Raw genomic sequence first — 13,892 nt, forward strand, 5'->3', positions numbered from 1 at the left:
ATTGTCTGATTTACTGCCGTGGAATGTTGATCTAGGTAAAGCAGAATAAGCTTCACCGGTTAATTGACCGCTTACACTGTAAATGGGCTTTATCGGGGTTAAGGCATCAGTCGGGTACGAACAAAGGTTCACATTTCGCTACACCATAGCGCGAGGTATTTGAGAAATTAAATGTTTCGCATGCTGTTAGAGTAAAATTGCTGTATTAATTATTCGCATTTTTATGTCCATAAAAATGTAATTAAACTCGTACAGACGTTTTTTGTAACTCTAATTGGCAGATTTAACACACTGACAGTGTGTTATTTGAATATTGATAACAACAATAAAAAGCTTTCAAGATTAGCCCACTTAAAAAGTGGCACGACATAGCAAGCTGGTTCGCACCATCCAACTTTTTAGATTCCCTTTTGATATTAAAGCATCACTGTTAATTTGCGAAAAAGCAGAAGCTAATTTTGTTCCTAAATAGGTAAAAGTGCCCACCTGTTATTTGATTATCAGCCAATATGGTGTAATGAAGATTGCTAAAAAACCTATTGTAAACAGTTGGCTAAGCTGAAAAGCCAAATAGGGTAAGTCGCATCAACGGCCGACATCATACGGTTTTAGACACTCATTTATAAATGAAATGAAGAAATTAAATGTCAGTAAACATACCGTCTAAAACTTTCATTTAGATCAACCATTCCAACGCGTCAGAAAGTTACAAACAATTAACATAAAGCTATTGATTTTTACGTTTATGTCACTAATATGACTTATGTAAGCGCTTTCATTCGCTTTGGCAAGGTAAGAATTAACAATAATTACGGCATGAAATTTATTAAATTCTAATAAACAGTAGGTTGGGCTTGATGATGAAAAAAAGTTCTGGAACGACCAAATATTTTTCTCTTGGTTTAATGGCGTTGGCAATTCAGGGGTGTGGGGGAGACACCAATACTTCTACCAATTTAGATAACGTCGATATCTCTGGTCCCTCAACGGGCTGGGAAATGGTGTGGAATGATGAGTTTGACGGTACAAGTATTGATGCCGCTAAATGGTCCCATGAAGTCAATTGCGCAGGTGGCGGTAATCAAGAATCACAATGTTATACCGATGCGCCTGAAAACTCTTGGGTGGCAGACGGCATGCTTAACATTGCTGCCTTAAAAGCTGACGAGGGGGCCGAGAAACCTTTCACTTCGGCAAGACTTACTACTAAAGGTAAGGCTGATTTTCTGTATGGTCGTATTGAAATGCGTGCCAAGTTGCCAAGTGGGCAAGGCAGTTGGCCAGCATTTTGGATGTTGCCTACTGACAATGTTTATGGAATATGGCCTAGAAGTGGTGAAATCGATATTGTTGAAGCGGTTAACCTGAAGGCTAAAGATGCTGAGGGTAATCCCGAGGCACATGTTCATGGTACCCTGCATTATGGCCGTGAATGGCCTAAAAATGAGCAATCAGGTAAAGCTTACCTTTTACCTGACAATATTAATCCTGCAGATGATTTTCATACTTATGCAATTGAATGGCAGCAAGGTGAAATTCGCTGGTATGTGGATGATTATTTGTATGCGACTCAACGTCGCTCAGAAGTGAGATATAACGCGAAAGAACAACCGGTTGGTTTAGCTTACAAGGGATGGTTTACCGAATATTACGATCAATCCACAGGGGAGTTAAATTTAACCTGGGGTGATCAGCCTTTTGATGAAAAGTTTCATTTGATGTTGAACTTTGCTGTCGGTGGGAACTGGCCAATTAATGTGAATGAAACCGGTATTGATGAAACAGCATTTAATAGTGAAAACAAGTATATAGTTGATTATGTTAGGGTGTATGAATGTACTGCTAACCCTGACACTGGCAAAGGTTGTGAAACTGTCCGCCCAGGTTATGACAAGTTAGATGATGCCTTAGTTGAAGGTAAGGCGCCAGCGCCAACACCACCATCTGATGGTGTTGCAAAAGATTTACTCATTTTTGACAGTACGCCAAACCCTAGTTGGCCAGCGTGGGATTGTTGTGGTGGTTCAACACCTGATTTAGTAGCCGATGCGGACAAAGGTGATGTGTATCGGTTTGTGGTGGGAGAAAGCCCAACAGTAAATGGCTTTATTAGTCGCTCAGCTTTTATAACGGATCCTGAAGGCGTACCAAGTCCCTTTGATGCCTCACCGATAGAGTCTAACGGTGTGCTGAGTTTTGCGATGAAGTTGGTCAGTGCACCTGTTGCACCCGATGTGGCTTGGTTGGTTAAGTTGGAAAGTAATGAAGGTGCAACGGCTGTTGAGTTACCTATAACTGACAGCACTGAAGGACTCGCCCCATCGGTAGGTCAATGGCAAACCTATAGTTTTCCCCTTTCAACGTTAGCGTCTAAAGGATTAGATTTATCTGCAATCGATGTGGTGATGTTGTTTCCTGCATGGGGAAGTGGCAATGGCGCAGAATACTTGATGGACGAAGTTAAGATTTCCCGACCCAATGCCAGCCTTCCTTCTTTGACGGTATTTACCGATAACGAAAACCCTGATTGGCCAATGTGGGATTGTTGCGGTGGCTCAACACCTTCGGTTGTGTCTGATGATGCTGAACATGGGATCGTTTCTGAATTTACCGTCGGTAGCAGTCCTACTGTGATGGGATATATCAATCGCACCGAATTTGGTGGTTCTGGGGCGATGTTTGATGCGACCTCTATACTTGAAAAAGGCTTGATACAGTTCGAACTCAAAGTGGTCAATGCTCCTAATACTGCGGATGCTCCTTGGTTGTTCAAGGTGGAATCTAATAACGGTGAAACCGCTGTTGAAGTGGCGTTAACTGCAAGTGTGGAAGGGAACGTCCCTAGTGCTCAATGGCAAACATTCAGCTTTTCGCTAGCGGATCTTTCGGCCGCAGGCCTTGATGTCAGTGCCATAGATGTGTTGATGATTTTCCCTGCTTGGGGCCAAGGTGAAGGCGCGGTATATCGCGTTGATAATGTGAAAATTTCACAGCCTGGTGCAGATGCACCTTCAGCCGATAGGTTAACTTTATTTGCCGATCAAATTGCCGATACTTGGTCTATTTGGGATTGTTGTGCTGGTAGCACTCCTACGGTGGTCTCTGACGATAGTGACCATGGAGCGGTTGCAGAATATGTGATTGGTGAGCAACCCACTGTCGTTGGTTTCTTCGCTGATGATGGGGTTTACTATGATGCCAGTGCAGCGGTTCCTTCTGGTGTGGTTCGCTTTGAGATGAAAGTGGTAAGTGCACCCAGCGATCCAAGCTCAAAATGGCTATTTAAGATCGAGTCTGGTGATGCAAGTACCGCAGTTGAGCTTAACTTGTCCGACAGTCTTGAAGGTGTTGAACCGGTTGTCGGTCAATGGCAGACGTACACATTTCCGCTTCAAACGCTGGCTGACGCTGGACTTGATGCCAGCGCAATTGATGTCTTAATGGTCTTCCCATCATGGGGTACAGGTAACGGCGCGGTATTCAGACTTGATAACGCTATCATAGGTACGCCTTAGCGATCTGAGACATAACTCTGTCACTTTTAATGACTGAGGTGGCAGAGCTAAAACAAATAGAATCAATGTAATAAGACTGTTTCAATTCGAAGAATAATGAGGCAATTATGTGCGAACAAAAATTCAGAATCAACAGATTGTCAGCCACCTTGGCTGCGATAATGGGCATCGCAATCTTCCCAAATGTTTTTGCTGCAGAGGAAGCACCAGAGATAGATGAATCTACAATCGAAGTGATTGAGGTTAAAGGGATAAAGGGAAGCCTTTTCCGCTCAATGGATCTTAAACGTGGATCAAATGGTGTGGTTGACGCGATATCTTCAGAGGAATTAGGTAAATTTCCTGATACAAACCTTGCAGAATCATTACAACGTATTACAGGCGTAACAGTTAGCCGTGCCAATGGTGAAGGAAGTCAGATCACCGTGCGTGGCTTTGGACCCGAATATAACTTGATTACTGTTAATGGCAGACAAATGCCTGGTACAGGATACACACGTTCATACAATTTAGAAAACCTGTCATCTGAAGGAGTTAAAACGCTTGAAGTGGTTAAAACCGCTCGGGCTGAAACCCCTACTGGTGGACTAGGTGCAACAGTTAATATTGTGACTCAAAAGCCGTTAAGTAACCCTGGTCAATCTTTTAATTTATCTTTAAAAGGGATTCATGATGAGTCCAATGAGCTGGGGGATGATGTTACTCCTGAAGTTGCCGGTATTTACAGTAACACTTTTCTTGATGACGATTTGGGCTTCATGGTATCAGTTTCTCATCAAGAACGTGATTTTCGTCAGCAAACATCTAATGTTCAGGGCTGGGTAGCCCAAACTGATAATAGCCGTTTGCCGGTTCTTGCGGGAAGTCAGGGCATAGACCACCGTCAAACTGATGCCGCTGGTAATCCTGTTGCACATTTTAAAGATGCCGAAGGCAATGACATTGCACCGTTTTTTATGCCAAGAGACTTGAATTTTAGTATCAACGATGTCGAACGTGAGCGCACTAATGGCATGGTATCAGTGCAATATAGTCCAATTGATAGCTTGGTGATCACCGCAGATTATATTGGGACCCGTGCGTTAACGGCGAGCAATGGTTTTGGTTGGGGGATTTGGAACTCTTCAACAGATGGTTCTCCGTTGATGGCCTACGAAATTGATGAAAATGGCACTGCCGTTTATACCCAGCTTCGAGGTGGTGATGGTTCATTTACGGCGGATCGCAACACCACAGAAGTTAAAGCTGAAAGTGTTGGTTTAAACCTCGATTGGACTGCAAACGACAATTGGCGTTTTGCGTTTGATTATCATGATTCATCTAATAAAATCGATAATGGAGCTGACGACGGATTAGGCAGTGCGGGTCAAATTATCTTAGGTTCAGATCAGTTGAATTCTAAGATTTATGATTACCGTACAGGTGATATTCCTCATTATTTAATCAATTGGAAAAATGGGACTAATCAACTCACGCCAGGTGAGATAGATTCAAACTTCAGTCAGTTTATTCATTCACCCGGTAAAAGTGACATTCAACAGGCTCAGTTCAATACTAAGTGGTACCCTGAGTTTATTGATAATTTAGTTCAAGTTGATTTTGGCGCTTCTTATACTGATCAAACGATGTCAGGCACGACAGCATGGAGTGGCTTGCGCGGTGGCCCTGGTTTTAATCCTTCATACACTGAGATCTTTCCTGATGCGATGTTTCAGCTGCAAGATGCATCAGATTTACTAGACGCGCTGAGTGGTGGTGGCGGAAGTATCAATCCTGGCTATTATTACACTTTTAATTTTGATGAGGCCATTGTTCGTCAGCTGGCTTATATTACCCCAGAAAACGCAGGGGATAACTATTACTCAATCGACCCTTACATTGATGGGGTTGACAGTTCTAGCTTAGTGGAAGAGGAAACGCTCGCGTTATATTTGAATACCAAATGGGGTTTTGACATTGGTGATGTCGGTGTGAACGTCAATTTGGGTTTGAGATATGAACAAACTGATACTTCAAGCACGGTTAAACAAAGAGTTGAACAGCAAGTTGTGTGGGCAAGTCCTACCGAATGGATCATGCAATATGTTGATGGTGGGGATGATAACTATCTCACGCAAACTGGCGATTATGATGTTTGGCTACCTATGTTAGACATTGATGCCGAGGTGATTGAAGACGTCGTGGTGCGTTTTTCTGCAGGCAAAACCATTGCTCGTCCATTGTTGGGTGATATGGTTGCAGGTAGAAGCTTAAGTGGTAGCCCTAAAATTGGTGCTCGTCGAGGTGGAAGTGGCAATCCAGGACTTCTCCCACTGGAATCATTTAACTTAGATTTATCGTTGGAATATTACTATGCCGATGCCAGTTATGCTGCGATTGGTTTATTCCATAAAGATGTTGATAACTTTGTGTCACGTTCAACATCGCAAACCACCATCGATGGTCTTCATGATGTTTACAATAGTCCACGTTATTTAGAGGCTGTTTCACAACTTGAGACCGCAGGTACTGCAGTCAATGAAAATACTATTTTCGCGCAGATGATTGCTAATGGTCATGGTAATGCTGACGGTCAAATTATGCCGCTTGACTCTGATCCGCTGATTGTTTGGGATCTAACAAGCCCAATAAACAGTAATAAAAAGTCAGTGCAAGGGATAGAGTTAGCGTTACAACATGTGTTCGGTGAGTCTGGCTTTGGCCTTGGTGCTAATGGCACATTTGTCGATGGGGATGTTGAGTTTGACCCATACAGCTTAGCGCAACAGCAACCGCTAGAAGGTTTGGGTAATTCTGCTAACTTCCAAGCCTTCTATGAAAAAGATGGCTTATCGGTAAAGTTAACTTATGCTTGGCGTGATAGTTACCTTATTGGTGTAGGGCAATCTCAAGGCTCTGCAGATGCACCACCGCAGTATGCCAAGGATTTTGGTCAACTTGATGCCAGTATCAACTATGATATTAACGAGCATATAACGGTCTTCCTTGAGGGGATAAACCTTAATAATGAAGTTGAGCAAGGTTATGGTCGATTTGAAGAGCAGTTCCTTTTTGCTCGTCAGTACGGCAGTCGTTATGCATTAGGTGCGCGAGTGTCTTTCTAATGTCCATCTAAGGCGTTATAAAGCAGTTTGCACAATACAAATACGCTGAGCACTTGCTCAGCGTTTTTGCAAATATGGCGTATCACATTAAGCGTAATCAATCATTGCCCATTTTTGCGGGTGAAAATAACCAGAAAAGCGATAAATTGTCGATTGCAGAGTGAGAGTAATGACGTCTTACAAATCTTCATTGTTTCTATGTATGCTTCCTTCGCTATTACTGATTATTGATTTATGTAGATGGTTATCATTTTAGTTGTTGCCGTGAACTTGCCTATTGTTCAAAATTTGCTATTTACACTTAAAACAAAACATTTTCTCTGCCATGATATTAGTGCATTAACGAGTTTAAAAGTCATCACCTGACAACGATTTTCAAAACAGAACTTCGCGATTAAATAAATCTTTAACAGCTGATGATGATTAATCGATCCTGATATGCGTTTTCTCTTAAGAATTCACATCAATCTTATACATTCAACTATTTAGCCGAGGGAGTCTTAGGTGATATGATATATCACTATTTGCTTGCGAAATTAAAACAGCGTCAGTTAATACTTGACTATCTCTGCCTTATTTTTCATCGGCAATTGCGATAATTTGATGAATGTAACATATATTTTTTTATTCTTTCGCCCTATGCTAGGGCTACCTTTTTTAGAGTTTTTCAGCATTACTGGAGACAAACCTCATGACAAACGTGAATGTGGATGCCGCTGAGTTATCGAGTAAGCCATCCCTAGATGGATTTAGCATGCCTGCCGAGTGGGCACCACAGCAAGCGGTATGGATGATTTGGCCATATCGTCCGGATAACTGGCGCTCAGCAGGGGCTTATGCACAGGCTACTTTTGCTAAGGTTGCTGATGCCATTGGTAAGGTTACTCCAGTTTATATGGCAGTACCTAAGGCATTTTTGCCCCATGCTAAGGAGGTGATGCCTGCCCATGTTACCTTGGTCGACATCAATAGCGATGATTGTTGGGCGCGTGATACTGGCCCAACCATTGTGGTCAATGCCAACGGTGAATGCCGTGGCGTTGACTGGGGATTTAATGCTTGGGGTGGTTTAAATGGTGGCTTGTACTCGCCATGGGACAAGGATGAGAAAGTCGCACAACAGTTGCTTTCTGTTCATGGTTTTGAACGCTATCAAGCGCCGCTGATCCTTGAAGGCGGATCAATTCATGTCGATGGTGAAGGCACCTGTTTAACCAGTGCTGAATGTTTGCTAAACAGTAACCGCAACCCTGATTTAACTCGCGAACAGATTGAAGCTTACTTGTCTGACTATTTAAATGTGCAGCAATTTATCTGGTTAGAAGAAGGCGTATATATGGATGAAACTGACGGCCATATCGATAATATGTGCTGTTTCGCTCGCCCTGGTGAAGTAGTCTTGCACTGGACGGATGATCAAAGCGATCCCCAATATGCGCGTTCAAAAGCAGCACTAGAGGTGTTGCAAAATGCAGTTGATGCTCAAGGTCGTAAGCTAAAAATTCACCTATTACCGCAACCCGGTCCTTTGTATTGCACTGCTGAAGAAGCGCAAGGCGTTGAAGTGGGTACGGGTGTTCCTCGCACTGCGGGTGAACGTTTAGCGGGTTCTTATGTAAACTTTTTAATTACCAACCAACGTATTGTGTTCCCACTACTTGACCCATTGACAGACGATATTGCTGCACAAAAATTGCAGGAAATTTTCCCTGAGTATGAGATTGTTGGCGTACCCGCGCGCGAAATCTTACTGGGTGGGGGCAATATTCATTGTATTACCCAGCAGATCCCTACTGGGAAATAGCTAAAAACAAGGAGAACACAATGACCCATAATGTCACTGTTGTTTTAACATCATTAGCTTTCAATACAATAGGCTTTCAAAATGAGGTCGTAACATGTTTGAAGTAACAGAGGTTTCTATTGCTGAGCTACGTGCAGCCTTAGAGTCTGGTCGCACTACAGCGGTTGAACTTGTTAAGTCTTACCTTGCAAGAGTTGAGGTTTATGACGGCCCAGCAACACAGACCAAACTAAATGCACTCGTGGTTCACAACCCTGATGCGATAAAAGAAGCAGAGGCTTCTGATGCACGTCGCGCCAGTGGACAAACGCTTAGTCCACTTGATGGTATTCCATATACTGCTAAAGATAGCTATTTAGTGAAGGGACTAACAGCCGCATCTGGCAGCCCAGCCTTTAAGAATTTAGTTGCGCAATACGATGCTTTTGCGGTTGAGCGCTTGCGGGCTGCTGGTGCCATTTGTTTAGGTAAAACCAATATGCCTCCTATGGCGAACGGTGGCATGCAGCGTGGCCATTATGGCCGTGCAGAAAGTCCTTACAATGCAGATTACTTAACAGCTCCCTTTGCCTCGGGCTCTTCAAATGGAGCCGGTACTGGTACAGCTGCAAGCTATTCCGCCTTTGGGTTAGCAGAAGAAACCTGGTCGAGCGGCCGTGGACCTGCATCTAATAACGGTTTGTGTGCTTATACTCCTTCACGGGGCGTGATTTCAGTTAGGGGTAACTGGCCGTTGACACCGACCATGGATGTGGTGGTGCCTTACACTCGAACAATGGCTGATATGCTTGAAGTTCTTGACGTTATCGTTGCCGATGATCCAATAACTCGTGGAGACTTATGGCGTTTGCAACCTTGGGTTGAGATCCCTAAAGCCTCTAGCGTACGTCCGCAATCTTATTTAGATTTAGTTGCGAAAGCTGACTCACTTAAAGGTAAACGCTTTGGTGTACCACGTATGTACATCAACAAGGACGAATTGGCAGGTACCAGTGAAAACCCAGGCATAGGAGGCCCTACGGGTCAGCGCATTCATACCCGCGCATCAGTTATTGCTTTATGGGAAGCGGCTCGTACAGCACTGGAATCAGCTGGCGCAGAAGTGATAGAAGTTGATTTTCCATTGGTTTCTAACTGTGAAGGGGATCGCCCAGGTGCTCCAACAGTATTCAATCGCGGTATTGTGACTCCTGAATTTCTTGAAGATGAGCTGTGGGCGTTATCTGGTTGGGCTTTTGATGAGTTTTTGCGTGCCAATAATGATCCTAAAATGAATAAGCTGGAAGATGTGAATGGGCACTTGATATTCCCGCATGATCTTGGCACCTTGCGAAATCGTGAGGGCGATCTTGCTGCTGGTATGGATGAGTACGTCAACATGGCAAAGCGTGGACTCAAATCCTATAACCAAATTGATAGCATACCCGATGGTTTGCGTGGTTTAGAGAAAACCCGAAAACTTGATTTGGAAGATTGGATGGACTCGCTCAAACTTGATGCAGTGCTGTTTCCAACGGTTGCTGACGTAGGGCCCGCCGATGCGCACATCAATCCAGCATCCGCAGACATTGCTTGGAGTAATGGTGTTTGGGTGGCCAACGGTAATCTGGCCATTCGTCATCTAGGTGTCCCTACTGTGACGGTACCAATGGGCATTATGTCGGATATAGGTATGCCTGCGGGGTTAACGTTTGCCGGCCGTGCTTATGATGACAATAATCTATTGAAGTTCGCCTGTGCATTTGAGGCAACGGGCAGTAAGCGTATGGTCCCGCCGCGTACGCCAGCACTTAAGTAATTAACCATAGATGCACATTATCACTGTCTACACGACAGGCTTTTTTACTGATAATGGCGTTAAATTTGTTTGCTGTACTTCCTCCAAGGATAGGGGGACGTTAAAGTGAGATTAATTCAAAGCCAAGGCTTGCTAATAACTCAAGTTTGCTGTCTTGTATGTAATAAGCAACCTATAATCAGTAATTAAGGTCAAGGTTACTGCACTTAAACCACAGGCTAACCTTTTATGTGCCCATTGGTTTAATCATTATTAAACGACTAAAAAACGGGATTGATTTAAACATCAATCCCGTTTTTGTATTCAATCATAATCAATAACTGCTGATTCAAACTTTGAAAGTACGCTATAACGGCTTCAAATCCTAAGCGAATAGAAAACAACTGATTTATTGTGATTGGTATAAATTAAGTTGTAAAAGTGAACTGTCAGGTATGTCATCATAAAGTGTGTTTATCGCTAATGACAGATTTTATAAAGCGCATAGCGCGTGCTGCGAATCTGAAGTTCATATTCAAGTGGTTGTGCCGATCAAAACTGAGTGTTTGATATCAGTGTTCGTAAATTTAAGCTGAGGCACTTTTCATGTTAACTAGCTGATCGTGTCGCAATGAATTGCTGTTCAGGTAAAATTATTTTTTCTGTTATATTTCATATAAGTGCAACTTTTTTTGTTAACAAAAAATAGACCTTATGGGCATTGAATAATTGCAACTGACGCTTTAATATTGCTTTAAGAATAATATGTTACCTGATGGCTAAGGTTGTATCGGTGGGAAAAGTTTAGCTTTTTTCAAAGTAAGACTTTGACATGTCGTTATACTATGCAAAGTTAACAAGCCGATAACATGATCTACCAATTTTGCTGGAGGCTGACCCGGGACAATTTAACCCTGTTTTAATGCAAAAAATATACAAGACAGTTCAATTGAGCTAAGTCATTGTTTGTTATTAATCAAAATACAGTTGAGGTAAATAATGAGTTTAAAAGGGAAAGTTGCCATTATTACAGGTGCTGCTAGCGGTATCGGATTAGAGATTGCACATGCTTATGCAAAAGAAGGTGCAATGGTTGTGATTGCCGATCTCAATGAAGAGGGGGCGCGTGCTGCAGCCTTATCGTTGGAGCAATATGGTCAGAAAACCATGGCTGTTGCTATGGATGTGAGCAATGAACAAATGGTCGACAGTGCCGTTGAAAAGGTTATTGCGGAATTAGGTAGCGTGGATGTTTTGGTTTCTAACGCTGGCATACAGGTAATTGAACGAATTGAAAATCTTGAATTTGATAAATGGAAATTGATGATGGGGATCCATCTCGACGGTGCGTTTTTGACTACACGCGCCTGCCTGCGTCAAATGTACAAACAACAACGCGGTGGGGCAATTATTTATATTGGCTCAGTGCATTCTAAAGAGGCATCACCGCTAAAAGCTCCCTATGTCACCGCTAAGCATGGCTTATTAGGTTTGTGCCGAACGGTAGCAAAAGAAGCCGCTCAGCATGGTGTTCATGCCAACGTCATCTGTCCGGGTTATGTTAAAACTCCGTTAGTAGAAAAACAATTGCCACAGCAGGCAAAGGAACTTGGATTAACTGAGGAAGAAGTGATCAGCAAAGTATTGCTTAAAGATACAGTTGATGGTGAGTTTACCTCAACTGAGGATGTCGCCAAAGCGGCGGTTTTCTTAGCTGGTTTTGAAAGTTGTTCAATAACGGGACAATCGTTGATTGTGAGTCATGGCTGGTGCATGGAATAAATCAACATTAAACGATAAAAAACGGGATTGATTTAAACATCAATCCCGTTGTTGTATTCAAACTCAATTTGTTTGATGTCAACACGTTAGCAGGTGCGTCATGCGACACTCATTATCGTTCAAGATTGAGATTGATTTATCAAGATTGGTGTTAGGATGTCAGCGATTCAACTATGGTTGAAACGGGTATTCAGTTGCTGAGTTGCAGTAACACTTAATCAAATTAACAAAGATATGTGCGCAAAAAGAATAAATATTGTGGAAATTAAACGCCAATTAAAGAAAGTAGTTTGCAATCAGCTTAATGACAATGGCTGGTTGTTTTGGTTCTTTATATTGATTAGAAGCTTATTGAATATCTCATCAATAGCGATTTTAACCTTTGTAGGTAAATTAAATTTCCATTAAATAGTATTTGCTTATTCAACAACTGCGCATGTAATGTAATCATACACTTAATGTTTTTTTAATATTAAATATCTTATTTGTTAAAGGTGGAACGAGTTAATGTATATAGAGTTAGCCATTTTAGCAGCTTTTACGTTGTGTTACAGCTTGGTTGCGGGGCGATTTGAGCGCTCTATGATTTCTGGCCCAATGGTATTTGTGGTGGTAGGTTTCATACTCGGCCCCTCTGTTTTAGATTGGCTTGGAAAAGACATGGATGGGATGGGGATACGAATTTTTGCCGATATTACGCTGGCTATTGTCCTATTTTGTGATGCCGCTAACTCAAACCTAAAGGTATTGAAAAATCATCTAAATCTACCTACAAGAATGCTACTTTATGGTTTACCCGGAGCCATTATGCTGGGTTTTGTTGTCGGATATGTATTGTTTCCTGATTTAAGTTTGTTTGAAATTGCCGCATTAGCAACAATGTTAGCTGCAACCGACGCGGCCTTGGGAAAAGCAGTGGTTTCCAGTCCGATAGTGCCTGCTAAATTACGTGAAGGGCTAAACATTGAAAGCGGATTAAATGATGGTATTTGTGTCCCCATTTTGTTTGTTTTTTTAGCGCTTGCCGCAGGCAGTGTCGCTGAAGGTGAAGTTTCACATCTTGCGGTACATTTTTTGGTTGAAGAATTAGGAATCGGCTTAGTTGTTGGTTTAAGTGTCAGTTTCATCGGCGCCAATTTAATTAAATGGAGTCATAACAAGGGCTGGATCACTGAGGTTTGGAGCCAGAATATCGTCTTAAGTTTGGCTTTATCGTCTTTTGCCTTTGCGCAAGAGCTGGGTGGTAGTGGTTATATTGCGGCGTTCTCAGGCGGCTTATTATTTGGTTATTTATGTCAAGAACATAAACACAAACTTTTGTTACCAACCGAAGGGATTGGGGAGATCATGGCATTACTGACCTGGTTATTGTTTGGGGCCTTAGTGATTGGTAAATCGTTTCATGAGTTTACTTGGACGATGCTAATTTATGCCATATTGAGCTTAACTATTGTTCGCATGTTACCTATATTTTTGGTGCTAGGTAAGCAAGGTGGAAATGTTCCATCGAGACTATTCCTTGGTTGGTTTGGCCCAAGGGGACTGGCATCTATCGTTTTCGTTATTATTATGTTAGACAGAGGATTACCTGGAGGCGAGTTTATCGCCATGACAGTTGTTTGTACCGTATTTATCAGCCTTATTGTACACGGGATGTCAGCACAGCCCATGGCAAAATGGATCAGTAAACGCGCTGATTAATATTATCTTTATGGCTTATGGCGTTGAGACCGTTACGCTCGACGTCGTTTATTCAAAACACCTTGTCATTGTAAATCAAATGGAAAGTCAGCAAGCCCAATTACATGGGTAGGTGAGCTTTGCTTTTACTTTATTTGGGGGAACTGTTCGATTTTAACATGATTTATTAGAGGCGAATGGATTGATGCCTATTTATCCCAGCAACGCTT

6 protein-coding genes are annotated in these 13,892 nt (G+C 42.4%); all 6 read left to right on the forward strand.

What is annotated here, in order from left to right; genetic code table 11:
- The first annotated feature begins 860 nt into the window (after positions 1-860).
- The 6 genes from OHT75_RS14340 to OHT75_RS14365 all read left to right on the forward strand — a co-directional run bounded on the left by OHT75_RS14340 (position 861) and on the right by OHT75_RS14365 (position 13,683).
- Entirely contained in the window at positions 861-3,515 is a 2,655-nt protein-coding gene (locus OHT75_RS14340) for a family 16 glycosylhydrolase (RefSeq protein WP_406682035.1), read from the forward strand.
- A 107-nt stretch (positions 3,516-3,622) separates the two neighbouring features.
- On the forward strand, positions 3,623-6,619 hold the full coding sequence (locus OHT75_RS14345) for a TonB-dependent receptor (RefSeq protein WP_264727826.1): 2,997 nt from the start codon (positions 3,623-3,625) through the stop codon (positions 6,617-6,619).
- 691 nt (positions 6,620-7,310) lie between these two features.
- Positions 7,311-8,423 carry an agmatine deiminase gene (aguA, locus tag OHT75_RS14350; protein WP_264727829.1) on the forward strand — a complete coding sequence of 371 codons (1,113 nt, stop codon included), beginning with the start codon at positions 7,311-7,313 and terminating at the stop codon, positions 8,421-8,423.
- Positions 8,424-8,517: 94 nt separating this feature from the next.
- Positions 8,518-10,221 carry an amidase gene (locus tag OHT75_RS14355; RefSeq protein WP_264727831.1) on the forward strand — a complete coding sequence of 568 codons (1,704 nt, stop codon included), beginning with the start codon at positions 8,518-8,520 and terminating at the stop codon, positions 10,219-10,221.
- A gap of 978 nt (positions 10,222-11,199) precedes the next feature.
- The gene (locus tag OHT75_RS14360) at positions 11,200-11,982 is read left to right on the forward strand and encodes a 3-hydroxybutyrate dehydrogenase (protein ID WP_264727833.1); all 783 of its coding nucleotides are present in this window, start codon (positions 11,200-11,202) and stop codon (positions 11,980-11,982) included.
- 507 nt (positions 11,983-12,489) lie between these two features.
- Positions 12,490-13,683 carry a cation:proton antiporter gene (locus OHT75_RS14365; RefSeq protein ID WP_264727834.1) on the forward strand — a complete coding sequence of 398 codons (1,194 nt, stop codon included), beginning with the start codon at positions 12,490-12,492 and terminating at the stop codon, positions 13,681-13,683.
- The last annotated feature ends 209 nt before the right edge of the window (positions 13,684-13,892 follow it).

The organism is Shewanella subflava (assembly GCF_025971955.1).
In the GTDB taxonomy this organism is placed as follows: Bacteria; Pseudomonadota; Gammaproteobacteria; order Enterobacterales; family Shewanellaceae; genus Shewanella; species Shewanella subflava.